The following is a 24,352-nucleotide window of genomic DNA, read 5'->3' as shown; positions in this document are numbered from 1 at the left end:
AATGTCCCCTCCTCCTGTAAATAGTCGCAAAATTATAGACAGCGAACTGTTAAATAGCAAAAAACAGGAGAAGTATGATGTTGCTCAGGCTATATGCAGCAACGCATCCATCTCTTTTGCCAGGGCATTGCGTCTGAACAGCAAGTTCATATGACCACCGCCCTGCCTGTGCCACAGATGTGCTGCACGCAGGCCTGCCATCAGCAGGGCGCGCACGCGTCTGGTATTGGCCTGCTGGCTCAGGTGCTCGGATTTTCCGCGTACGATAATACGTGGTTTCATCGTGCTGATGGTTTCACCATACAGGTCAGCTACGGCTGCGATAATATTCGGATGCATGGCGTCGCCAAAATATTTTTGCTGGCCTGCGATGCGTTGCATGCCGCTTGCCAACGTCTGGCGGACGTTGTTCTCCTTGGTCAGTTTGCTCTCCAGCGCCATCAGGCCGGCACTATAGCTCATGATAGTTTTGTGCTGTGGCAAGGTGTCGCCTTTGAGTATGCTGCTACAGATGCGTAAGCCTGTCTGCAGATTGGTGATGCCATCATACAGTTGTGCAACATCATGTTCGGCCCGGGCAGTATCGGCAAACAGGCTGTTCATCAGCGTGCGACAGTCCTCCGCATCAGCCAGACCTTTGCGGGCAATGCTGTCGACCAGATAGACTGCCTGCGTTATAGCGGCCAGTGCTATAGCACGCTGGCGGATCATGCTGTTGTGGGATAGTTGCGACATGGGGCTATGCTGGAGCCAGAGGGAGGGATGCTCAAGTGGCGAATGAATTACGTAAGGCAGCGGCAACGGCTTTGTTGTGTTCGGATGTCGATGCAAAGCTGTTACAGGTTCGCAGGCTTGCCCGCATGCGGCGGGAGGGGACGTTGAAGCCGGATTGCGCTTCTCCCTGTATCAGCAACTGCGAGCCGGGACGACCTGAGAAGCCGCATCTGGTGCAGGCGACGCAGGTGGCCAGGCGGGGGTTTGTCAGTGTCCGGGGCAGGGCGATCCTGATGCATGCCGTGGCACATATCGAATTCAATGCGATCAATCTGGCACTGGATGCTGTGCAGCGCTTTGCCGGGATGCCCGAAGGCTTTTATGACGACTGGTTGACGGTGGCCGAGGAGGAGGCCTATCACTTTGAGCTGATACGGGCGCACTTGCGTCATCTGGGGGCTGAATACGGTGATTTTGATGCGCATGGCGGTTTGTGGGAGATGTGTGAAAGAACAGCCGGCGATGTATTGGCGCGTATGGCGCTGGTGCCGCGGGTGCTGGAGGCTCGCGGGCTGGATGTGACGCCGGGCATTCAGCAGAAGCTGACACAGGCCGGTGATCATCATGCCGTTAGTCTGCTGGATATTATCCTGCGTGATGAAATAGGGCATGTCGCCATCGGCAACCGCTGGTTCCGCTATTGCTGCGAGCAGCGACAGATTGACCCGCTGACGACATTTACCGAGTTATTGGCCATACACCTTCCGCAAGGCGTGAAGGGTCCCTACAATATGAGCGCGCGTGAGCAGGCGGGTTTTAGTCAGAGAGAAATGGATCTGCTGAAGTGATAGCGCCTATAACTAGCCACCACATTGCAGTGTCTTTTTTGTTTCCGTTTGATGGAAATTGCCTTTCGGTGCGAAAGCGTCTATCGTTGTATTGATTCTTCGGGGGGCGAGGGAATGACTTTAAACAGCGGTTCTAAAATTCGGAACTTCATTGAATACTCAGAACAATAGTAAAGTCGCATCTTTGGCAATCGATACATTTGTTCGATCAATAGCAATAAATAAGGGAACTCCTTATTGCTTCCTTCTTGGCGCTGGAGCTTCAATTTCCTCAGGGATGCCAAGCGCCGAAAGGTGTGTTTGGGAATGGAAACGGGAAATATTTGTAACAAATAATCCTTCTCTCAGTGAATCAGTCGGAGAACTCTCACTTCCAGGCACAAGAACTCGAATTCAGGACTGGTTGGATATGCGGGGGGATTATCCGCCAATAAATAGTGATAATGAGTATTCTTATTATGCTCAAGCATGTTACCCGACCCATCAAGACAGGCGTCAATTTTTTGCTTCATTCGTTCGGCAAGCAAAACCGCACATAGGGTATCAGCTCTTTCCGCTATTAGTAAAAGGCGGCCTTATTCGTTCCGTTTGGACTACAAATTTTGATGGATTGGTAGCTAGATCATGTGCAGCTTCAGATGTGGTGACTGTAGAGGTTGGGGTCGACTGTAGCCAGCGCGCTATTCAACCATACGTTCAGGGGGAATTACGGACTGTCTCACTTCATGGGGACTTTCGCTATGATGAGTTGAAAAACACAGAGGACGAACTAAAAAAGCAAGAGTCGAACCTAGAGCAAGCTTTAGAAAGAGAACTGGAAAACTGCAGCCTCATTGTAGCTGGTTATAGTGGTCGAGATGAATCGCTTATGGCTGTACTTCGGCATGCATTCACAAATAATAAATCATCTTCACGAATATATTGGTGTGGATATGGCGAATCTCCATCTGAAAAGGTAGTTAGCTTCCTTCAAGAGATAAAGGCCTCGGGGCGTGAAGCGCTTTATGTAAACACAGATGGCTTTGATGATATGATTTCTAGGCTATCCTTGCGGTATCTCGAAGGAGACTTGCTCAATAATGCAAAAGCACTCCTACAAGTTTTAGGTAGCGAGCAAACTGTAACAAAACCATTTGTTGTCCCCGCTAGCCCTCCTAGTTCCCTGTTCAAAAGTAATGCTTATCCAGTGTCTTTGCCTCTAAGTGCACTGAAAATTAACTTGAAGTATCCAGATGGAGCGAAACCGAGGGATTGGCTTAATGAGAAGCTAGATCCAATAAATGTTAGTGGGGTCGTCTTCGGAAATGATGGAGCTTTAGTATTGGGAAATGCTGAAGAGATAATCGATGCTCTAGGCTCTGCAGTAAAAGGTAAAATTAAATCGGTAGAGTTATCAATATATGAACTCTCTCGTGATGGCCGAATAAGGTCACTCATGCAGCGTGCTCTGGTATGTGCCGTTGCGAAGCAATTAGGGTTTTCTTCTAACTTAACAAATCGCTTATGGGAACCACTCCCTTATGATAGGAAACTATATCAGGGAAAGCGATTTCAGATCCATAAAGCCGTTTCAATTAAGTTAATTAACTTGCAAGGGAAAATTGTCTCTGTCTTAACACCAGAAGTGATTATAACAAACAATGAAGGCTCCATAGCAGATTTTGAATCCAGCAAAGTTATTAAAAATGAAGTGTACGGTTATCAGCACAACAAAGAGTTTGATGATGACCTTAGGCACTTTACGGACAAGCTGACCAATATCGATATTCAGGCTTGGAGTCATGGAGTTTTTCGAATTACCAAAGCCTCTTGGTATGCTGGCTTAATTGAGAAAAACAAACCGCCTTTAACACTAGAATATCGTCGTGTTGCTAAACAGCATGGGTTTATTTTGCCAGATGTTCCGCTTGTGTTTGCTTCTAAAGATGGTGGTTCTGAGTGCCGAGATGCCAACCCTCTCAAAGGCTTATTGTACAACCGACCATGGGATTACAGCCTAACTACTGAAGGCCTGTCCCCTAATGTGGAAGTATCAGTCCTATGTCCAAGGCAAGACACTCAGCGCTTTTCTTCTTTTCTTTCGAGTCTTCATGCGCGATTCAAGCCATCAAGAACGGAACAAGATTATCTATTAGAATATCCTGGATTTGCTAATGCTTTTGGAACACCATTATCAATACCAAGCCATTCAGATCCAACTTGGATGAATTTGGATGACTCTTCTCTTCCAAGTAACTCTCTTGAAGCGGCTAAAACTCTTGGCCGACGAATATGCAACGAACTAAATGTGATTCGAAGCCTGAACCCAGGGTCAGTTGTAGTCATATTCGTCCCATCGCGTTGGCGAGAACTAAATATTGTTCGTACTGATATTGAACACTTTAACCTTCATGATTACATAAAAGCATTTGCTGCTCGGATGGGACTTAGTACACAATTTATCAGGGAAGAAACCATGGCTGGCGGTCAGAAGTGTCGCATATATTGGTGGCTGTCCCTTGCTCTGTACGTAAAAGCTCTAAGGTCACCATGGAGATTAGATTGTATAGACGACCAAACAGCATATGTTGGAATTGGATATAGCATCGACCAAGAAGCATCTATTGGAAATCATGTCCTTCTTGGGTGCAGTCATCTCTATAGCGCAAGAGGAGAAGGTCTACAGTTCAGGCTTGGGCGTATAGAAAACCCTATATACAGGGGTAAGAATCCATTTATGTCTGAAGATGATGCTCGCAGGACAGGAGAAACTATTCGGCAACTATTCTTTGATGCAAAAATGAGATTGCCTGATCGAGTTGTTATTCACAAAAAGACATATTTCACTCAAGAAGAAAAACGAGGATTAACGCAAGGGTTAGAAGGCATAAGCAATATTGAGCTCATAGAAATAAATATTGAGCCATCTTTAAAATATCTGTCTTCCAAGTTGATTAGTGGGAGGTTGGGAATTGACTCGTTTCCTGTCCCAAGGGGTACTTCCATTGTTTTGGATAAACATTCTGCATTGCTTTGGGTGCACGGTGCGGCTCCAAACGTACTAAATCCAAACTGGAAGTATTATCAAGGTAAGCGTCGAATTCCTTCGCCGTTATTGATTCGTAGACATTTAGGGCAGTCTGACTTGGAGCAAGTGGCTTCAGAGATTTTAGGCTTATCAAAAATGGACTGGAACAATTTCGATTACTATTCACAACTTCCTGTGACTCTTACTTCAGCTAGTGCAATTGCACGTGTTGGAACATATCTCAGCGGATTTGGTGCTGCTCCATACGATTATAGATTATTGATATAGATTATTTTCCTTTGGTTTAATTCTAGGTGGGCTATTCATTAAAAGTGGGCGGGGGGCTCTAGGCCTTGAATGGCGGATGTAACGTTCTCGATTTTTGCCACGAGGGAGAGCTGAGACCACGGAGCGTATTCATAGCGAAGGCTCTGTGCGATAGCTATGACGAGAGAGATACACTCTCACAGCTGATCTGAGCCAACGCTTACCCGTCCAGCAGTGTCAGCACCTGGTCGAGGCCGCCTGTATTGATCGCAAAGGGTGCTTCGGCGACGACTTTCGGTTTGGCATGAAAGGCGATGCCGAGGCCGGCAGCGTGAATCATCGGCAGGTCATTTGCGCCATCGCCGATGGCGACCGTCTGGGCAAGCGGGATGCCGAAAATATCGGCCTGTTCCAGCAGACAGCGGCGCTTGGTTTGGGCATCGACAATATCGCCGATGACGCCGCCGGTCAGCTTGTTGTGATGGATTTCCAGTACGTTGGCGCGGCTGAAGTCCAGCTGCAGGCGCTGCGCCAGCTTGTCGGTGAAATAGGTAAATCCGCCGGAAACCAGTCCGACCTTCCAGCCATGTTGATGGAGGGTTGAAATCAGCAGTTCTGCGCCGTCGGTCAGCTCAATGCACTCGTCATAGACCCGCTCCAGAATGCCGGCATCCAGCCCCGCCAGCAGTTGGGTGCGTTGGGTCAGCGAGGCGGCAAAATCCAGTTCACCGCGCATAGCGCGCTCGGTGATTTCAGCGATTTGTGCCTTGAGGCCGAGAAATGCGCCAATTTCATCGATACATTCACACTGAATCAGTGTGGAGTCCATATCCATAAATAGCAGACCAGGTTGGGTGAGGGTGGGGCGTTGATATGTCATGGCCTTATGCTGCCAAGCTTTAGCGTGATTTCCAGCGTCCTTCATCACAGAGGACGCAAGCTAAGGCAATATCAGCTCAGGGAGTCAGCAGTTCGTCGAGAAAGGCGATGCACTCTTTCAGGCGTTCGCGCTGATTTTCACTGCTGTGCAGCAGTGTCAGGTTACCATCCGGGGTAAGGCGGAAGCGTTGCGGCTCTTTCTGTACTCGCATGAACAGCGATGTCGGTTCAATCGGGGAGCTGGCAGTGAAGCTCAGGCGTAAACCCAGAGAGCCCGCCCTGATGCCGGAGAGGTGAAGTGCCTGTGCTCGCCAGCGGATGCGTGCATTCTCCAGGCAGTATTTGGCTTCATCGGGCATATGCCCGAAACGATCGGTCATCTCTTCAAACAGCAGCGTGATTTGGCTGTCATCGTCAGCCCGTGCAATGCGCCGGTAGAGGTTCAGCCGCTCGCCCGCCTGCGGCATATAATCCGGTGGCAGGATGGCATTAACGCCCAGATGCATATCCAGCGGCTGTTTCGGTTTTGGCATCTTGCCACGCGCTTCAGCAACGGCATCGGAAAGCATATCCAGATACATATCCAGCCCGATTTCATCAATTCGGCCACTCTGTTCGGCTCCGAGCAGGTTGCCGGCGCCGCGAATTTCCATGTCCTGCCGGGCCAGCAGAAAACCCGCCCCCAGCTCCGAGTGCTCGGCGATCGCCTGCAGACGCTCGCGGGCATCGGCTGTCATGGCGCGGGCATCGGGGGTGAACAGATAGGCATAGGCCTGACGATGGCTACGGCCAACGCGTCCGCGAATCTGATGCAGTTGTGAGAGCCCCAGCAGATCGGCGCGTTCGACAATCAGCGTATTGGCATTGGCGACATCAAGCCCCGATTCGATAATGGTTGTGCAGACCAGGATATGCAGCCGTCCCTCATAAAAGGCCAGCATCTGTCGATCCAGCTCAGCCGGCGTCATCTGACCGTGGGCGATGCCGATTTCGGCCTCGGGTACATCTTCCCTGAGTCGCGCGGTAATGCGTTCGATGCTCTGCACATGATTATGCAGATAATAGACCTGCCCGCCACGGTAGAGCTCACGCCGGATAGCTTCACGGGCGATATGCGGATCGAAACTGGAGACCATAGTGCGAATCGCCTCCCGCTCGGCCGGCGGCGTGCTGATGATCGATACACTGCGCAGGCCGCTCATGGTCTGGTGCAGCGTGCGGGGAATTGGCGTGGCGGTCAGCGTCAGCAGATCCACGCTGGCATGCAGCGATTTCAGTTTCTGCTTGTGCTTGACCCCGAAGCGCTGTTCTTCATCGACGATGACCATGCCCAGATCGGCGAACTCGAAGGTATCCGAGAGCAGACGGTGGGTGCCGACAATAATGCGAATATCGCCGCCGGCGAGCCCGCGACAGATCTGCTCAACCTCTTTCTTGCCCTGCAGGCGTGAGATCATCGCCACCTTCAGGTCGGTGCCGATAAAGCGTTCGGCAAAACTGGCATAGTGCTGGTTGGCCAACACCGTCGTCGGGGCGAGGACTGCTACCTGGCGACCTGATTCGGCAACCACGAAGGCCGCCCGCATGGCCACTTCTGTTTTACCGAAACCGACATCGCCGCAGATCACCCGATCCATCGGTTTGTCGAGTGCGAGATCGGTCAGTACGGCATCAATGGCCTGAGCCTGATCATCGGTCTCTTCAAACGGGAAGCGGGCGGCAAACTCTTCGTATGCATCCAGCAGTGGGCCCTGCAGCAGACATGGCGGGCGTGATGCGCTGGTGCGTGCAGCCTCGATATCGATCAGTTCATGGGCCATTGCCAGCAGGTCGCGTTTGACCCGTTCGCGCGTGCGCTTCCATTTCTCCGAGCCCAGCTTGTTGAGTGCGGGGGCATCTTCGCCCGTATAGCGATGCAGGCGTGCCAGCTCCTCGACCGGCACAAATACATGCGCCTTGTCGGCATACTCGATCTTGATGAAGTCGGCGAGGTCACCATCCTCATCAATCGTCTCCAGTCCGTGATAGCGACCGACACCGTGATCCTCATGGACGACCGGATCGCCCGGCTTCAGCTCGGCCAGAGAGCTGAAAATATCGGCATGCAGGATGGCAGGCCCGGACCTGCGTTTGCGTGGCAGGCGCTGGCCGAGCAGTTCGCGACCGGTAAGTAACAGTCGCTTCTGCTGCGGCAGGGCAAAGCCGGTATCCAGATAGCCGATACAGCTGCTGATGGCGCCGGCAAAGGTATCGCTCAGCTCCGCGCAGGCTTCCAGCATGCGCTCCTGCTGCCCCAGACCGTGCGCAATCAGTTCGATTTTCCAGCCATGGTTGAGCTGTTTTGTCAGTGCATCGCGCAGGGCATGCAGAGGCTGTTTTTTATCAGCGTAATCGATCAGTGAAGGCGCAGGCTCAATCCGGATAGCGGGACGTGCAGCCGATAACGATTCTGCCCTGATTGCTGTATCGACAGCATAGAGCTCCTGCGGACTGATACTCGGCTCGGTGCTTGAACGCACCATTTCAAATTGTCCGCGCACCTGTTCGGCGAATGCACTCCGTCGTACATCGATATCGCGGACACTGTAAATGACAGCTCCATCAGGCAGGTAATCGGATAGTCGTGCCGTATTGTCATAGGCCAGCGGCAGCAGTGCTTCAATGCCGGGGTGAGGACGTCCTGCCTGAACCGATGAGAGCATCGGGTGCTTGCGCAGGTGGGGGAAGCGAGTGCGAAAGGCGGCGGCAAAGCATTCCCGGCCGCGCTGATCGAGAATCACTTCACGCACAGGTACCGAGGTGAACGCCGACAGGGACTCTCCCGAGCGCTGGCTTTCCGGGTCAAAACGGCGAATCGATTCGATGTCGTCGCCGAACATATCAATGCGCAACGGCGTCTCTTCGGTCGCAGGCCACACATCGAACAGGCCGCCTCTGGCGGCAAACTCCCCCTGAGCCAGAACCCGATCCGCCGGCGACATGCCGGCTTCAGCCAGGCGGGATTTCAGTGCGGCGATATCGAGCATGTCGCCGGGTTTGATTTGCCATACGTGAGCTGCGACCACCTCGGGCGGCGCAATACGTTGCAACCATGCAGGCAGCGCTGTCAGTAGTAGTCCTTGTGGTGCAGGCGTATTGAGCAGCCGGGCCAGCGTGGCAAAGCGCTCGCCGACGATGCCGTGGTGCGGTGATACGCGATCATAGGGCAGCACCTCCCATGCAGGCATGCGCCACAGGCATTGCGGCTGATCGCGCAGGAAAAATGCCACTTCCTCGGCCAGTTGTCGGTAGCTGCGCAAATCCGGACAGATCCATACTGTAAAGCGATCTGTTGTGGCCAGCTGCGCCAGCTGCCAGGCCAGCCCGGGCGGGGATGATGGGTCGGGGGTGTTTATGGTCGGTTGCATGCTGGCGCGGCATGCTGCCGCAAAGCTTAAGCCTCAGCTACCGGCTAGCATCTCATCCGGGTCATCGGATTGTTGATCGGAGTTGCTGCCGATGGTGGCGCGATGAGATTTGATGATGGCATTGATTTCGTCACTGGACTGGATGATTTCGTTGATGGCGTGCACCGTGGTTTCGGGCAGTTCTTCCATCAGTGCCATTTCCGCACTCATCATGATGCCGGTCAGGGAGTTGTTCAGGTCATGAGAAAGCTTGCTGCAAAACGTTTCCTGCGCCTGTTCGGCCATGTGCAGCTTGAGCTCGGATTCGGCCAGGCGGCTTTGCAGTTGCCGGATGGTTTTGCGGGCGTTGATCTCCGTCAGTATCCGACCGACCCTGGCCCTGAACAACGTGGCGTTGAATGGTTTGAGCAGGAAATCGTCTGCTCCGGCCTGAATATATTTGGCCATGGTATCCAGATTGTCGTGGCCGGAAATCATGACAATTGCCGTATGATGTTTGTGAGGCTGACGAACGGTCTGTACGATGTTCATACTGTTGTCGCCGGGCAGTACAATATCGAGCAGGATGATATCCGGCCGTTGTTGTTCAATCAGCGCGATGGCCTCCTCGCTACCGGAGGCGGTGGTGACCTCATGTCCCATCGTCAGCAGCAGTTTCTTCAGGATGCTGCGGATGATCTCTTCATCATCGACGATCAGAATATGTGCTTTTTCAGTCATGGTGATATCTCCAGCGATTGAGAGCCTAAAACTGTAACAGTAGTCGAGCCATGATGGAAGTTGCCATTTCACGCTTACGACCACTGGTGTAGCCTTGCCGCCCGGTAGATGAGCGGTGCAAATCTGCCGATCAGATACCCGGAGGAGGCGCGCTTGTCAGATGTCCCTGAAATTAGTTCGCTGCTGAGCAGCGATGAAGCACTGCAGCTGGCGAAGTGGGATGAAACGCGTCTGCGCGAGTTGTTGGGCGAGATGCACGCCTCCGAACTTGCCGAGCTGCTGCTCTCTTGTCGCAAGGATGAAGAGCGCAGCAGGCTGATTGAATCGATTCCGGATGAACTGCTCGGTGAGGCGATGCTTGAGCTGCCGGAAGGTATGCAGGAAGACCTGCTCACCGATTTTGATGCCGATGAAGTTGAGGAGGTGGTTGAGCATCTCGATTCCGATGATGCGGCCGACTTCCTGCAGGCTGTGGACAAGGGTGTTGCCGATGAGGTGATGGAGCGGCTGGAGCCATCGGATCGCCGTGAAATCGAACAGCTGATGAGTCATGACGAGGAGACTGCCGGCGGCCTGATGCAGGCCGAGCTGTTCAAGGTGCGTACAGGCTGGTCGGTCGAGAAGGTGTTGCAGGTGTTGCGCCGTTTCGGCAGGGAGATTGAAAACCTCAATTACGTGTATGTGGTCAATGATGAGGATCTGCTGGAGGGCGTGCTTTCGCTGCATACACTGCTGTTTGCCGAGCCGGACGTCATGGTCACCGATCTGGCAGATCGTGATTTTCCGCGTGTACTGGCCGGACAGGATCAGGAAGATGTGGCTCGTATCTTTGAAAAATTCGATGTATTGGCACTGCCGGTGGTGAATGATCTGGGTGAGTTGATCGGCCGTATTACCGCTGATGACGTGATCGATGTGATTCATGAAGAGGCTACCGAGGATATGTACCGCCTGGCCGCACTGTCCGATCAGGACGATCTGGCTGAGCCGGTTACCATCACGGCAGGCAGACGCGGCGTCTGGCTGATGGTTAACCTGATCACCGCCATTGCCGCTTCACTGGTCATTGCCCAGTTCGAGGCGACGATTGCGCAGATCGTGGCGCTGGCCGTGCTGATGCCGATTGTGGCCAGCATGGGCGGCATAGCCGGTACGCAGACGCTGACGGTGATCGTGCGCGGCATTGCGCTCGGTCGTGTTACCTTTGCCAATGCGCGACGTACGTTGATCAAGGAGGTGTCTGTCGGTCTGGTTTCCGGTCTGGTTTTTGCCCTTGTTATCGGTACGATCGCATCGTTATGGTTCCCGGACCTGGGGGTGCGTCTTGGAGCTGTGATTGCCGCGGCGATGATGCTCAACCTGTTTGCCGCCGGACTTGCCGGCGCACTGATTCCGCTGACGCTCAAGCGCCTGAATATCGATCCGGCACTGGCCTCCGGTACCATTCTGACCACGGTGACCGATGTGGTCGGCTTCTTTGCGTTTCTCGGCCTGGCTACACTTTTCCTTATTTGAGTTGATCATGGCAAGCATGTCAGGAGCAGAGATGAGCAGACGCAGATTGCCGGCCGAATGGGAAGCGCAGAGCGGGGTGATGCTGGCATGGCCGCATGCAGGCAGTGATTGGGTTGATATGCTGGCAAAGGTTGAGCCGTGTGTGGCGGCCATTGTGGCTGCTATCAGTCGCTTCGAGGAAGTCATATTGGTGGTTGATGATAGCGAGCGGGTCAGGCTGCTCCTGCTTGCAGCAGGAGCAGAGGCTGAGCGGGTACGCATGATTGAGTTGCCGACCAACGATACCTGGGTACGTGACTTTGGTGCAATCACTGTGGAAGAAGGCGCTGGATTTCGCCTGCTGGATTTCAACTTCAATGGCTGGGGGCTGAAATTCGCAGCCAATCTGGATAATCAGGCGAGCGCCCGTTTGCATGCCGCAGGCGTGCTCGGTAGCAGCCCGATGACGTCACTCCCGCTGATTCTGGAAGGTGGTTCGATCGACAGCGACGGGGCAGGCACCATTCTGACCACTGCCGATTGCCTGCTCTCTTATAATCGCAATGCGCACCTGTCACAGGCGGAGATCGAGCAGCAGCTGTGCGGATTGTTTGGCGCGGAGAGATTGCTGTGGTTACACCATGGTCATCTGGCCGGAGACGACACCGACAGTCATATTGATATTCTGGCCCGTTTTGCCGCACCCGACACAATTATCCATATGCACTGCGATGATCCGGATGATGAGCACTATGCTGAATTTGCCGCCATGCAGACCGAATTGCAGGCGCTTCGCCAGCTCAGTGGCGAGCCCTACCGGCTGGTAGCGCTGCCCTGGCCGAAGCCGAAGTTGAACAGCGAGGGTGAGCCGGCGGCCCCCTCCTATGCCAACTTCCTGATTATCAACGGCGCCGTGCTGGTACCTACCTACAACGACGCGGCCGATGCCAGAGCGCTCAACCTGATTGCGACGTGTTTTCCGGGGCGTGAGGTGATCGGCATCGATTCGACAGTATTGATCGAGCAGGGCGGTAGCCTGCACTGCATGACCATGCAGTTTCCACAGGGGGTGTTACCATGAGTGTATTACGAACGGGTGTAGTGCAGCAGCGCTGTAGCGAGGATAAGGCGGCCAATCTGGCCGCCAGTATCGAGGGTATACGTGAGGCGGCAGCCATGGGAGCAAGGCTGGTTGTGTTGCAGGAGCTGCATGGCACGCCCTATTTTTGTCAGGTTGAAGATCCGGGCTATTTTGATCTGGCCGAACCGATACCGGGGCCGTCCAGCGATATTCTGGGCGCGGTAGCGGCCGAGCTCGGGGTGGTGATTGTTGCCTCGCTGTTCGAGCGGCGGGCTGCAGGGCTCTATCACAATACGGCTGTGGTGCTGGAGGCGGATGGCAGCATTGCCGGCATCTATCGCAAGATGCATATCCCGGATGATCCGGCCTATTACGAGAAGTTCTATTTTACCCCCGGCGATATCGGCTTTGAGCCGATTGATACATCGGTGGGCCGCCTCGGCGTACTGGTCTGCTGGGATCAGTGGTACCCGGAGGCCGCCCGGTTAATGGCCATGGCCGGAGCCGATATGCTGATCTATCCGACTGCCATCGGCTGGGCTCCCTCGGAGCCTGAGGATGAACAGCTGCGTCAGCGCGATGCCTGGGAGATCAGTATGCGCGGACATGCCGTGGCGAATGGCCTGCCGGTGATCTGTGCCAATCGTACCGGTTTTGAAGCGCATCCGTATGAGGAGAGCGGTCTGGAGTTCTGGGGCGGCAGCTTTGTGGTTGGGCCGCAGGGTGAAATGCTCAGTGTTGCAGCAGCTGATGAGCAGAGTGTGATGGTGGTCGATGTCGACCTGAGACGCAGCGAGGCGGTGCGCCGTATGTGGCCTTTCCTGCGTGACCGGCGCATCGATATGTATGATGAGCTGACATTAAGATACAGGGATTAACGATTCTGCGGTTCTCATTCGCCGTTCATCCGGCTAGTCTCGCCGTCCAAATTCAGGAGATTATATCATGTCCCAGGCTATCCATCACAAGCTGATTATTCTTGGTTCCGGCCCAGCCGGTTATACCGCGGCGATTTATGCCGCCCGCGCCAATCTGAATCCGGTGGTGATCCAGGGTATGCAGGCCGGCGGACAGCTGACCACGACTACCGATGTGGATAATTATCCGGGTTACAAGGATGGCGTGCAGGGCCCTGAAATGATGGAAGATTTCAAGGCTCAGGCCGAGCGCTTTGGTACTGAAATCATCTGGGATCATATCAATGAAACCGACCTCTCCAAACGTCCGTTTACGCTCAAGGGCGATGACGGCACCTATACCTGCGATGCACTGATTATTGCTACCGGCGCTTCAGCCAAATATCTGGGGCTGCCAAGCGAAGATGAATTTGCAGGGCGCGGTGTTTCGGCATGCGCCACCTGCGATGGCTTCTTCTATCGCGGCAAGGATGTGGCGGTAGTCGGCGGTGGTGATACGGCGGTTGAAGAGGCCATCTATCTGGCCAAGCTGTGCAACAAGGTGACGCTGATTCATCGCCGCGATGCGCTCAGGGCTGAGCCGATCATGCAGGATCGCCTGCTGGCCACCGATAATATCGATGTGGCATGGAACAGCACGACAGAAGAGATCCTCGGCGATGACTCCGGCGTGACTGCGATCCGATTGAAATCCACCATTGATGGCAACGTCACCGACCTGCCGGTACATGGTGTGTTTATTGCTATCGGACACAAGCCGAATACCGATTTCCTCGGCGGTCAGCTGGAGATGGATGAAACCGGTTACCTGAAAACCCGCGGCAAGGGTACAGCCACCTCGGTTGAAGGCGTATTCGCCGCAGGCGACGTGGCCGACCCGGTGTACCGTCAGGCTGTCACCTCTGCGGGTGAAGGCTGCAGGGCGGCACTCGATGCCGAGCGCTGGCTGGCTGCACAGGAATAACCGGCTTCATCATTGCGAGTAAACAGTGCCCTTTTTCTTTTTCGTCCCCCCGTGCAGGATAGGGGGAGTAGACATCAGCCCGTATAACGTTTTTATTGGCACTGATATTGCTCAAGTTCAGAGGCGCTGAAAACAGGCAGTCCGGGCAGGGGTTGTATTATGCGGAATGAGCAGTTGTATTGATGACTGAACCAGAGAAGAAAAGGCGTCAGAGTCGTTATCGCAGCGATTTGATGATTGCCGTCGTCACGGTTGTTTCAATGTGGGGGGCCGGGGTTTATTTTAAGCTGTTCGCCTATTTGCATGATGCCGCCAACTCCTCTGTTCGGTGGGGGGATGATGAACTGCTTGCTGTACTGCTGTTCATGTCGCTGGCCGCTGCCTGGTTCGCTTACCGCCGTTGGCGGGAGGCGGAGCGCGCGAGTGATCTGGCGCAGAAATCTGACGCTTATATCCATGATATTATCAATAATATGCAGGTTGCTCTGGTTGTTTACCAGCTGGAGAAGATCGATGATGACCGGACATTGCGACTGAAAAGAGCAAATCCGGCAGCATCGGAATTTACCAGCGCGAATATCGGCAAGCTCGTTGGCCTGACTATTGATCAGGCTTTTCCCGATATTCGTGCGCTTGATCTGCCCCGTAAATATGCTGACGTGGTTCGCACGGGCAAGTCGTTCACTATTGATGAGATAACATATGGCGATAAAAGGATTAAGCAATCTATCTTCTCGATTCGGGCATTTGCGTTACCCGAGCAATCGGTTGGTGTGATTTTTGAAAACATTAGCGAACGCAAGCGGGCGGAAGATGACCTGCTAGAGAGCCGCGAACGTTTTCGGGAACTGGTAGAAAATATCGATGAAGTGTTCTGGGTTGGCTCTCCGGACTGGAGTGAAATTCACTATATCAGCCCGAATTATGAAAAGCTCTGGGGACGCTCCTGTGAAAGTCTGTATGCCAATCCGATGCAGTGGATCGATTCAATAGTCGATGAAGATAAGGCTCAGGTACTCGAAGCCATCGACGATTGTATCAACAGCGGTGTGGAGAAAATACGGTTTCCGGAATACAGGATTCAGCTGCCGGACGGGTCAGAGCGGTGGATATATGCCCGTGCTTTCAGGGTATCAAATGAAGATGGCGATGTTGTGCGTATTGTGGGTATTGCCGAGAATATTACGGAGCATAAGAAAGCTGAAAATGAACTATTGGAGAGCCGGATGCGCTTCTCGGGCATCGTCGAAATGGCTGACGATGCAATTGTCTCGATCAATGCAGCGCAGCAGGTGATTTTGTTCAACAAGGCTGCCGAGGAGATGTTTGGCATCACTGCCGCTGATATCGTGGGCGAGCATGTCGAAATGCTCATCCCCGAACGTTTTCATGTCAGCCATCGTGCACTGGTTGAGCGCTTCATGGTCAGGAGTGACCAGCCGCTGATTCACCGCAGGGCCGGTATGGTCGGACGGCGTTATGACGGCGAAGAGTTCCCCATGGAGTCATCGATATCCAAGCAGGTCATCGGAGATGAAGTCGTCATGACGGTCATGATCCGCGACTTGTCAGAGCAGGTAAAGGCTCAGGAGATACAGAGGAAATTGCTCAAGGCAATTACAGAAACCGATGAGGCGGTAGTGATTACCGATCGTAATGCGGTGATTGAATATGTGAATCCGGCCTTTACCTCAATCACCGGATACAGTGAGGAGGAGGCCATCGGCAATACGCCCTCTATGCTCAAGAGTGAGGCCCAGGACCCGCAGTTTTATACGGAGTTATGGCGCACGATCAGTGAGGGGCATGTCTGGCACGGTACGCTGGTTGACCGGCGCAAGGACGGCACCTTCTATCCGGCCATGATGAGTGTGGCTCCGATTCATGATGATGTCGGCGAGGTGACGCATTATGTCTCGCTGCAGCAGGACATGAGCGAATACAAGAGGCTGGAGGATCAGTTTCTGCAGGCCCAGAAAATGGAGGCGGTCGGTACGCTGGTTGGCGGCATTGCGCACGATTTCAAATACTTCGGCTACATTAGCGCGAGTTTCTGCCGATAAACGGTAAGGCTCGCCAAAGAAGGAGCCGATGATATGCAAAAGAAAGCCTATTCCTACATTCGATTTTCCAGCCCGCAGCAGTTGAAGGGTGACAGCCTGCGCCGCCAGCTTGAGGCCAGCCGCGCCTATGCCGAAGCGCACAACATGATTCTGGATGATTCCCTGCGCGATATTGGCGTCAGTGCATTCAAGGGGAAGAACGCCACCGAAGGCGCATTGAAGAAGTTCATCGAGCTGGTCGAAGCCGGTCGCATCGAGAAAGGTTCGGTGCTGATTCTGGAGAGTCTGGACAGACTATCACGCCAGCAGGTGTTCACCGCGCTGGGGCTGTTTTCTTCTATCCTGTCCGCTGGTATCGAGATTGTGACGCTGGCGGATAACCAGCACTACACCGCCGAGAGCATCAACGATGTCGGCCAGCTCATGTTCAGCCTGATTTCCATGAGCCGCAGCCATGAGGAATCAGCGGTGAAGTCCAAACGCCTTGCCGCCAGTTGGGAGAACCGGCGTAAGTTGGCAATTGAGGGTAAACGCCCGATGACCGGCCAATGCCCACGGTGGCTACGCCTGTCTGATGACAAAGCCCGCTTCGAGGTGATTGAGGAACGCGCCGAGATTATCCGCGATATTTTTCGGCAGAGCATCGCCGGAACCGGCCAACGCAAGATTGCCGCAAACCTGAACGAGCGCGGCGTGCCCACCTTCAACGGTGGCGACATGTGGCATTCCTCCTATATTGCCAAGATTATCCGCAGCAAATCGGTCATTGGTGAATATCAGCCGAAGCAGAAGGGAGAGCCGATTGGCGAGGCGATTGCCGACTATTATCCTGCCGTTGTCAGCGAGGAGTTGTTTTACAAGGCGCAGTCCGCGCGGGTCAGTCGGCAAAACCCGGCATCGGCTGGGCGAAAGGGGCTGAAGTTCACCAACCTGTTTACCGGCATGTGCAAGTGCTGGGCATGCGGTACCACCTACCGCCTGATAAGGAACGGTCGCTTGCATATGTTCCGCTGCAACAGCAACTATATGTCGAACGGGTGCGCGTGTGACAAGCGCTGGCGCTACAGGGAAGTAGAGGCCGCCGCACTGGTGGCTTTGAGTAACAAGGTGGACTGGTTCTCAGCCCTTGGCGGTCACACCAACAACCGGCAGGCGCTGGAATCGGAACTGTCCATCCTGCGCGGCAGGCTGGCCGATACGGAGAAACAGGTCGAACGCTTTGCCGAACTGTTCAGCATGGCCGATGGTGCGATGCTGACCGATGCGCGGAACCGGTATATGAAGGCCATGCAGGCAGCCGATGAACTGCGGCTTGCCATTGAGTCGAAAGAGGCAGAGCTGCGCACCTTCTCGCCGGTGCAGGAGCGTGTGGACAGATTATCGGCGGCCATCTTCGATTTGCGCTACCGCAAGAAACAGGATGCCGCACTGTATGAGCTGCGAGCCCGAATCAATGCCGCCTTTCGTGATGCGGGGCTGTGCCTCTACTTCTTCGAGCAAGGGGTTATCTATGAAGTTGCCTCCACCGGTCAGGCCGGTGTGATTATCACCGAAGCGAACCGGGAGGCGGAAGCGCTGCTTGCCCGGGCGGAACTGGTAAACCACGGCCTGAAGGGGCTGAAAGAGGCGCTGACATGTAGCACTGCTTCTTCTGGTTGAGACGGGCGGATTTTCTATGATGCACAAGGCGTGCACAGGGGATGGCCTCAAGTTATCCCCTGTTTGCGCCGATATGCTGGAGAAAGTAACAGGAGAATCTTATGCCCAAACCACCCACAAAATCATCCGGCATCCGGATGCCCGTTGAACTGTACAACTGGATAGACCGAATGGCTGCCCGCAGAGGCATGAATCGCAGCCAGTGCGTTTGCGCTCTGGTGGAAAAAGCCAGAAGAAGCCTTGCTCCCAAGGCAAAGCCCGAACAGCCGTGGACTGTGCATGCTGCAAAGGCTGGAGAATATCTGTCGGTCGTCATCATCATGGTGGACGTGCAGTGCATGTTCGGTGTTCTGTAGTCTGTACCGGCTTGTTTTGGTGAATCACGGGCGGAATCAGGCACTGCTCGCAGCATAACGGATGCTATATGGTCAGATGCAGGCCAGCGTCATTCCGGCGCTGCGTCTGCGCCTGTGGCAACAATCGTTTGCAGGCTTGCACCTGTCTTTGCGCTGACTGCAAATCCCGCTCCAGTTCGACCTTGCGCCGGATATAGGCTTGATACTCCTTTGCCTGCCTTGCGTAATCGGCGGAAGCCTTGGCTTGTGCCTTCGGGTTTTGGCAAATACGTTCAATCAGGTTGTTGCGCTCTCTGGTCTTGTCAGCCTTCCGCTTCAGCACCTTCTCATAAGCATCAGTGAGGCGGACATAGTCGCCGCCATAGTAAAAGCGGTTCCATGCTCGCATGAAGAAATTGCTGCCAGCATCGCGCCTGCATCGGGCATTCACCATCGCGTCATAGGCTTTGTGGATGGTGTTATGCTCAAGCTGCCATATCTCATCATCCAGTCGCCTGACACGCTTTTGATTCTCGGCAATGCGCCTGAGGATGGCTGACTTGTCCGGTCTGCGAACAGGCTGAAGGGCTGCAAGCTGGCGCTGCACGGTTTGCAGTTCCTGCATGGCATCGTGATAGCGCTCCTGCGCGGATGGCTTGCTGGCAGCGCTGGTGATAATGGCGTTGTTGCTGGCGATGACCTGTTCCCAGCGACAATAGCGCTCGTTCTTCTCACCGGTGCGCCGGAACAGATGCCACGACTTCGCGCCCACCTTGGGCTGTGGAGCGGTTTCTATCTCGCGCGCCTCATGGCTGCGGTGGTCGATGCGGGCATCACTGCCGAATTCTGCCAGCGCCTTGTTACACATCGTTTCCCAGTTTTTGCGAATGTCCAGCAGGCGCTCGCTTGATTCGGCGACCTTCTGCTTGCCGCGCTTACTGGCCTGCCAGCTTCTGTCCTTTGCACAGCCGCCTTTCTCTGGCTCTTTCCTGTTGGCACGCTTGAAATAGTGCTGCCGGTCTCGCTCGATGCCATCGTCAATACGCTCGGAAAACTGAAGGTGCACATGGGGATTCATGCCGCCATCGCTGGCTTTGGCATGGTGAATGGCAAAGCTGAAGGCGTGCTGGTTACCGCATGCTTCCTCTGCAAGCTGGCGGGCAAGCTCGACCTGCTGCGCAAGCGGCAGCTCTCGGGGCAAAGAGACCTCCAACTCCCGATAGGCTGTGCCATTGGCCCGCTCGAACTCGTCCGATGCCTGCCAGAACAGAGCAGGCTTGGCGGCAGCCCATAGCGGCATATTGCCGTGCTCGAGATGCACCACGCCGCGCCTGGCTGCATATTTTTCCGATGCGGTGATGTAGTTGAAGTGCGGGGCGGCCTTGCCCTTTGCTCCGATTTTGAGCGAGAGGTGAAATATGGCCATGACGTATCCATTCCTCCTTCAGGAGAATTTTGAATAGATAACGTCATAAAAAGCCGCCGTGAGGCGGTGGGGTTAAGGGGCTGGCCCCTTACGCGCCGTTTCTCGCAGAGAAACGCCTAAGCGCGCTCTTCAGGCCAGAGGGGCCAAAACAGGCGCTCGTCCATTTTATCGGACAACCCGGAAAAAACTTGAATCATCTGGATCATGGCGCAAATACTTTGCAAGCACCCACTCTGCTGACACAGTATGGGGGTGAAGAGTGGAGGGATGATCGTTGAAATCTGAATGCGGGGTGCTTGCATGCCCCTTCTGAACTGGCTGAACAAGAATAATGCAGTGAATGCTGCGCAACGGGTGCCGTACCGGCTGCTGGAGACCGTGCTGGATCTGAGCCATGGCGTCGCGGTTACGGGGAGAAGGCCGCCAATTTATATTAAGAGTCTCGAAACACTTCATTCAGGAGAACATGCATGAGCCTGAGCCAGTACATTGAAACGATTAACAATCGCTACATCTCTGGCATGGCCAGCGAACATGCTTACCGGGGTGATCTTGAATCACTGATACGGGAACTTGTTCCTCAAATCGAAGTCATCAACGAACCGTCACAGGTAACCGACTGCGGCAACCCGGACTATGTGATTACCCGAAAAAATATTCCGGTTGGTTTTATCGAAGCCAAAGACATCGGAAAAGACCTGAACAGCAAAACCTACAAGGATCAATTTGATCGTTATCGCAAGGCCCTGGACAACCTGATTATTACGGATTATCTCTGCTTTCAGTTCTTTCAAAATGGGGAATTGGAACACGAAGTTCGCATTGCCTCTATCGAAAAGGGCAGAGTCATTCCGATTCCTGACAACTTTGTAGAACTAACCACTCTGCTCCAGAACTTCTGCACATTTGTCGGTCAGACGATTCGCTCACCGAAAAAACTGGCCTCCATGATGGCAGCCAAAGCTCGGCTGCTACAAATCATCCTCGAAAAAGCAATTACTTCCGATGAACAGACTCAGGATAACACGGCACTGCAACAGCAGTTCAAAACGTTCAAGGACGTTCTGATCCATGATCTAAAGCCTGCTGCATTCGCTGATATCTATGCGCAAACACTGGCCTACGGCATGTTCGCTGCCCGCCTGCATGATGATACGCTGGATACATTCAGCCGCCAGGAGGCAGCGGAGCTGATTCCCAAGAGCAATCCTTTTCTTCGCAAGCTGTTCAATCATGTAGCCGGTGCCGATATTGACGAGCGTATCAAAACCACAGTGGACAACCTTGCCGATGTGTTCCGTGCCACGGATGTGAAGGCGCTGCTAAAGAATTTTGGACGCGCCACGCAAACCCATGATCCGATCATCCATTTTTATGAGACATTTCTGGCCGAATATGATCCAAAACTAAGGAAAGCCAGGGGGGTCTGGTACACACCGGAGCCGGTAGTTTCGTTCATCGTGCGCGGCGTCGATGAAATTCTGAAAACCGAGTTTGCCTTAAAAGACGGACTTGCGGATACTTCCAAGACCACCATTGAAGTACAGGTACAAGGCGCGGCTATCAGCAAAGGGCGCAACAAAGGCAAACCGCTTATCCAGAAAAAAGAAGTGCATAAGGTTCAGGTGCTTGATCCGGCCACCGGTACGGGCACCTTCTTGGCCGAAGTGGTCAAATTCATATACAACGGCAAGTTCAAAGCCATGCAAGGCGCATGGAGCAGTTATGTCGATGAACACCTGATTCCGCGCCTCAATGGTTTTGAGCTGTTGATGGCATCCTATGCCATGGCACATCTAAAGCTGGATATGCTGCTGCGTGATACTGGCTTTGTGGCCAATAAGGAACAGCGCTTAAACATTTATCTGACCAATTCACTGGAAGAGCATCATCCCGATACAGGCACGCTCTTTTCCTCATGGCTAAGTACCGAAGCCAATGAAGCCAATCATATCAAACGCGACACCCCCGTGATGGTAGTGATGGGTAATCCGCCGTACAGTGGTGAAAGCGCCAATAAGGGTGAGTGGATTATGAAGCTTATGGAGGATTATAAAAAGGAACCCGGTGGTAAAGAGAAACTGAAAGAACGCAATCCGAAATGGATTAATGATGATTATGTGAAATTCATGCGCTACGGCCAGCACTTCATTGAAAAGAATGGCGAAGGCATATTGGCTTTCATTAATCCACATGGCTTTCTGGATAATCCGACCTTTCGCGGCATGCGCTGGAACTTGCTTAAGACTTACGACAAGATTTATACCATCGATTTGCATGGTAACAGCAAGAAAAAAGAAGTTTCGCCTGATGGCAGCAAAGACGAGAACGTGTTCGATATTCAACAGGGTGTTTCAATTAATTTCCTTCACGGCTGTCCGGTTAAGGAATCCGGAGGGATAAAAAAAGGTCTGAATTCCCAAGGGATATGGTAGATTTATTGTGATTGAGACAGCAAATCTACGCCCCGGAGAATTCAGACCATGAAGCATGCTAACACGGTTTTTCATCAATTGCTCAGAGTGATTCCGCGTCACCGTTTTGAGGAGGTTGTCAGGCGTTATGATGGTGACAGGCGTATCCGCAGTTTGTCCTGCTGGACGCAGTTTTGCGTCATGCTCTATGCGCAGCTTTGCTCCCGGCAGTCTCTGCGGGATGTGGTTTCGGCATGGGAAAGTCACGCCAGCAGGCACTATCACCTGGGAGCAGGCTCGGTGAGGCGTTCCACGCTTGCTGATGCCAATGTGAAGCGCTCTGCGGGCATGTATCTGGAGCTGTTTTACTGGCTTTTGCATCAGTTTCGCGGCAAGGGCATCCACCGCAAGGATGCCGTTCGGCTGATTGACTCCACGACGATTGACCTGTGCAAGCATCAGTTTGAATGGGCGAGCTTCCGCACCGGCAAATCGGGCGTGAAGGTGCATACGGTGTATGACCCTGATGCGCAGGTTCCCACCTTCTTTTCCATCACCGCAGCCAAAAAGCATGACAAGAAGGCTGCGGAGCACATGCCCCTGTTGCCCGGCGCCACTTATGTGTTCGACAGGGCCTACAACGATTACGCATGGTTCCATGACCTGACACAAAGGGATATCCGCTTCGTCAGCCGCATGAAGCGCAACGCGGAATTCGAGGTAGTGGCAACGCTCCCTGTATCAGATGACGGTGTATTGGAAGACCAGCATATCCGTCTGTCATCGGCCAAAGGCAGGAAGGAATGTCCGACCATCCTGCGCCGCATCTGCTTCGTGCATGAGGAAGATGGCAAGAAGCTTGTCTTTATCACCAATGACCTGAAGCGCTCCGCCGGAGCCATCGCAGCCCTGTACAAACAGCGCTGGCAAATTGAACTGTTCTTCAGGTGGATTAAACAGAACCTGAAGATCAAACGCTTCATCGGCACATCCGAGAACGCTGTCAAAATCCAGATTATCATTGCCATGATCGCCTATCTGCTGCTGCACATGGCAAGAAGGATCCTGCCTGCAAGCCGATCCATGCAACAACTGGCGAGACTCGTTTCCGTCAACCTCATGCAGCGACGAAACTTGCTCGAATTGCTGGCTGATTCCCCACCGCCGCCAAAGCGACGATTCGCCATAAATCAGCGACAAATGTGCCTCATCAATGCTTAACCGGACAACAGTGAATTTCCTTATCAAAACAGGCAAGAAAAAGCCTGAGGGTTTAGCAGGTGTTTATCACTTTGATTTGTATGGCGAACGATCAAAAAAATATAAATTCCTGTTCAATCAAAGCATTCAAAGCATCCCTTTTAATCACTTGCCGAACACAACGCCTATGTAGATTCCCCTCAAAAAGTCACAACCCATTGATATATTGAGACAAAGCGATGTTCATGGTAGTCTGAAGTGCAAGGGAATGGGCGCATCTGGCGCAAAAGGTTTGCACATGATACGAGAGACAAGTGACCGGCAACTTCAGTTGAAGGACTTTATTCATCCATTTGGATGTGATTTGAATTCTGAGAATCGTTGGGTGAAGCTGGCGGAGGTTGTGCCTTGGGATGATCTTGCCGTGGCTTACAATTCCGTGATGAGCGCGACGCAGGGTCGGCCTGCGAAGCCTGCGCGTCTGGTGATCGGTGCGCTGATCATCAAGCACAAGCTGAACCTGAGCGATGAAGAGACAGTATTGCAGATCCAGGAGAACCCCTATCTCCAGTTTTTTTGCGGCCTTGGTGCATATGTGGATGCACCGCCGTTTGTTCCGAGCCTGTTCGTGGAGATACGCAAGCGCATGGGTGCGGAAGTGTTTGATGCGTTTGAGCAGGCGATAGTGGATCGGGCGGTGCATATCCAAAAGAAGCGGAAACCAACCCGGGTCAGCACGTCCGGCGGTGATGGGTCACCTCCTTCTTCCTGCGGGGATGGGTCCGACCAGGATCGACCGGCACCGGTTGATGCGGTTGATGCGCAGGCAGAGGACGTGACACACCATGGCAAGCTGCTGATGGATGCGACGGTGGCCGACCAGATGATCCGCTTTCCGACGGATCTCGGCCTGCTCAATGAGGCGCGTGAGATCTCCGAGTCCTTGATTGATGAGCT

At 53.5% G+C, this 24,352-nt stretch carries 16 protein-coding genes and 1 pseudogene; 12 read left to right on the top strand and 5 right to left on the bottom strand.

Features of this window, described 5'->3' with window-relative positions; genetic code table 11:
- Positions 1 to 84: 84 nt before the first annotated feature.
- Complete coding sequence (gene hflD / locus SPV1_RS01470; protein WP_050754699.1) at positions 85 to 735, bottom strand: high frequency lysogenization protein HflD; 651 nt, start codon at positions 733 to 735, stop codon at positions 85 to 87.
- A 35-nt stretch (positions 736 to 770) separates the two neighbouring features.
- Here hflD and SPV1_RS01465 point away from each other — a divergent pair, with 35 nt between their 5' ends.
- A complete protein-coding gene (locus SPV1_RS01465; protein ID WP_009849303.1) occupies positions 771 to 1,562 on the top strand; it encodes a ferritin-like domain-containing protein in 792 nt (263 codons plus the stop codon).
- Positions 1,563 to 1,746: 184 nt separating this feature from the next.
- The gene (locus SPV1_RS01460; protein WP_040881590.1) at positions 1,747 to 4,857 is read left to right on the top strand and encodes an SIR2 family protein; all 3,111 of its coding nucleotides are present in this window, start codon (positions 1,747 to 1,749) and stop codon (positions 4,855 to 4,857) included.
- Positions 4,858 to 5,056: 199 nt separating this feature from the next.
- Here the strand turns inward: SPV1_RS01460 and serB are convergent, their stop codons facing one another.
- From serB to SPV1_RS01445, 3 genes are all read right to left on the bottom strand, one after another.
- Positions 5,057 to 5,716 (bottom strand): phosphoserine phosphatase SerB, encoded by a 660-nt coding sequence (gene serB / locus SPV1_RS01455; RefSeq protein ID WP_050754698.1) that lies wholly within the window; start codon positions 5,714 to 5,716, stop codon positions 5,057 to 5,059.
- 76 nt (positions 5,717 to 5,792) lie between these two features.
- Positions 5,793 to 9,122: a transcription-repair coupling factor gene (gene mfd, locus SPV1_RS01450; protein ID WP_009849300.1), complete on the bottom strand. Its 3,330-nt coding sequence runs from the start codon at positions 9,120 to 9,122 to the stop codon at positions 5,793 to 5,795.
- Positions 9,123 to 9,155: 33 nt separating this feature from the next.
- The gene (locus SPV1_RS01445) at positions 9,156 to 9,842 is read right to left on the bottom strand and encodes a response regulator (RefSeq protein ID WP_009849299.1); all 687 of its coding nucleotides are present in this window, start codon (positions 9,840 to 9,842) and stop codon (positions 9,156 to 9,158) included.
- A 108-nt stretch (positions 9,843 to 9,950) separates the two neighbouring features.
- On the opposite strand from SPV1_RS01445, the gene mgtE reads away from it, so the two are divergent.
- The 7 genes from mgtE (at position 9,951) to SPV1_RS01410 (ending at position 18,376) form a co-directional block, all read left to right on the top strand.
- Complete coding sequence (gene mgtE / locus SPV1_RS01440; RefSeq protein ID WP_009849298.1) at positions 9,951 to 11,357, top strand: magnesium transporter; 1,407 nt, start codon at positions 9,951 to 9,953, stop codon at positions 11,355 to 11,357.
- Between the two features lie 31 nt (positions 11,358 to 11,388).
- Positions 11,389 to 12,417 carry an agmatine deiminase family protein gene (locus SPV1_RS01435; RefSeq protein ID WP_040881375.1) on the top strand — a complete coding sequence of 343 codons (1,029 nt, stop codon included), beginning with the start codon at positions 11,389 to 11,391 and terminating at the stop codon, positions 12,415 to 12,417.
- The gene (locus tag SPV1_RS01430) at positions 12,414 to 13,295 is read left to right on the top strand and encodes a carbon-nitrogen hydrolase (protein WP_009849296.1); all 882 of its coding nucleotides are present in this window, start codon (positions 12,414 to 12,416) and stop codon (positions 13,293 to 13,295) included. Before SPV1_RS01435 ends, SPV1_RS01430 begins: the two co-directional genes overlap by 4 nt.
- 67 nt (positions 13,296 to 13,362) lie before the next feature.
- Positions 13,363 to 14,298, top strand: coding sequence for a thioredoxin-disulfide reductase (trxB, locus tag SPV1_RS01425; protein WP_009849295.1), 936 nt, complete (start codon positions 13,363 to 13,365; stop codon positions 14,296 to 14,298).
- A 182-nt stretch (positions 14,299 to 14,480) separates the two neighbouring features.
- Entirely contained in the window at positions 14,481 to 16,361 is a 1,881-nt protein-coding gene (locus SPV1_RS14685; protein ID WP_009849294.1) for a PAS domain S-box protein, read from the top strand.
- A 33-nt stretch (positions 16,362 to 16,394) separates the two neighbouring features.
- Positions 16,395 to 18,020 carry a recombinase family protein gene (locus SPV1_RS01415; protein ID WP_009849293.1) on the top strand — a complete coding sequence of 542 codons (1,626 nt, stop codon included), beginning with the start codon at positions 16,395 to 16,397 and terminating at the stop codon, positions 18,018 to 18,020.
- A 101-nt stretch (positions 18,021 to 18,121) separates the two neighbouring features.
- On the top strand, positions 18,122 to 18,376 hold the full coding sequence (locus SPV1_RS01410; protein WP_231288236.1) for a hypothetical protein: 255 nt from the start codon (positions 18,122 to 18,124) through the stop codon (positions 18,374 to 18,376).
- 64 nt (positions 18,377 to 18,440) lie between these two features.
- Here the strand turns inward: SPV1_RS01410 and SPV1_RS01405 are convergent, their stop codons facing one another.
- The gene (locus SPV1_RS01405) at positions 18,441 to 19,781 is read right to left on the bottom strand and encodes a MobA/MobL family protein (protein ID WP_009849291.1); all 1,341 of its coding nucleotides are present in this window, start codon (positions 19,779 to 19,781) and stop codon (positions 18,441 to 18,443) included.
- Positions 19,782 to 20,251: 470 nt separating this feature from the next.
- On the opposite strand from SPV1_RS01405, the gene SPV1_RS01395 reads away from it, so the two are divergent.
- The 3 genes and pseudogenes from SPV1_RS01395 to SPV1_RS01385 form a co-directional block, all read left to right on the top strand.
- Positions 20,252 to 22,216, top strand: coding sequence for an N-6 DNA methylase (locus SPV1_RS01395; RefSeq protein ID WP_009849288.1), 1,965 nt, complete (start codon positions 20,252 to 20,254; stop codon positions 22,214 to 22,216).
- A gap of 48 nt (positions 22,217 to 22,264) precedes the next feature.
- Positions 22,265 to 23,416: an IS4 family transposase gene (locus tag SPV1_RS01390; protein WP_009849287.1), complete on the top strand. Its 1,152-nt coding sequence runs from the start codon at positions 22,265 to 22,267 to the stop codon at positions 23,414 to 23,416.
- 277 nt (positions 23,417 to 23,693) lie between these two features.
- Positions 23,694 to 24,352: pseudogene (locus tag SPV1_RS01385) on the top strand (IS5-like element ISMafe1 family transposase); the annotation flags it as partial.

Origin of the sequence: Mariprofundus ferrooxydans PV-1, from assembly GCF_000153765.1 — a bacterium.
Taxonomy (GTDB): Bacteria; Pseudomonadota; Zetaproteobacteria; order Mariprofundales; family Mariprofundaceae; genus Mariprofundus; species Mariprofundus ferrooxydans.
This window is presented reverse-complemented; position numbering and strand designations above follow the sequence as displayed.

Excerpts from the sequence above, each read along its gene's own strand:
- mgtE (WP_009849298.1), top strand. The coding sequence starts at position 9,951 with ATGAGCGGTGCAAATCTGCCGATCAGATACCCGGAGGAGGCGCGCTTG.
- SPV1_RS01435 (WP_040881375.1), top strand. The coding sequence starts at position 11,389 with ATGAGCAGACGCAGATTGCCGGCCGAATGGGAAGCGCAGAGCGGGGTG.
- SPV1_RS01405 (WP_009849291.1), bottom strand. The coding sequence starts at position 19,781 with ATGGCCATATTTCACCTCTCGCTCAAAATCGGAGCAAAGGGCAAGGCC.
- SPV1_RS01430 (WP_009849296.1), top strand. The coding sequence starts at position 12,414 with ATGAGTGTATTACGAACGGGTGTAGTGCAGCAGCGCTGTAGCGAGGAT.
- SPV1_RS01395 (WP_009849288.1), top strand. The coding sequence starts at position 20,252 with ATGAGCCTGAGCCAGTACATTGAAACGATTAACAATCGCTACATCTCT.
- mfd (WP_009849300.1), bottom strand. The coding sequence starts at position 9,122 with ATGCAACCGACCATAAACACCCCCGACCCATCATCCCCGCCCGGGCTG.
- trxB (WP_009849295.1), top strand. The coding sequence starts at position 13,363 with ATGTCCCAGGCTATCCATCACAAGCTGATTATTCTTGGTTCCGGCCCA.
- SPV1_RS01415 (WP_009849293.1), top strand. The coding sequence starts at position 16,395 with ATGCAAAAGAAAGCCTATTCCTACATTCGATTTTCCAGCCCGCAGCAG.
- SPV1_RS14685 (WP_009849294.1), top strand. The coding sequence starts at position 14,481 with ATGACTGAACCAGAGAAGAAAAGGCGTCAGAGTCGTTATCGCAGCGAT.
- serB (WP_050754698.1), bottom strand. The coding sequence starts at position 5,716 with ATGACATATCAACGCCCCACCCTCACCCAACCTGGTCTGCTATTTATG.
- SPV1_RS01445 (WP_009849299.1), bottom strand. The coding sequence starts at position 9,842 with ATGACTGAAAAAGCACATATTCTGATCGTCGATGATGAAGAGATCATC.
- SPV1_RS01410 (WP_231288236.1), top strand. The coding sequence starts at position 18,122 with ATGCCCAAACCACCCACAAAATCATCCGGCATCCGGATGCCCGTTGAA.
- SPV1_RS01390 (WP_009849287.1), top strand. The coding sequence starts at position 22,265 with ATGAAGCATGCTAACACGGTTTTTCATCAATTGCTCAGAGTGATTCCG.
- hflD (WP_050754699.1), bottom strand. The coding sequence starts at position 735 with ATGTCGCAACTATCCCACAACAGCATGATCCGCCAGCGTGCTATAGCA.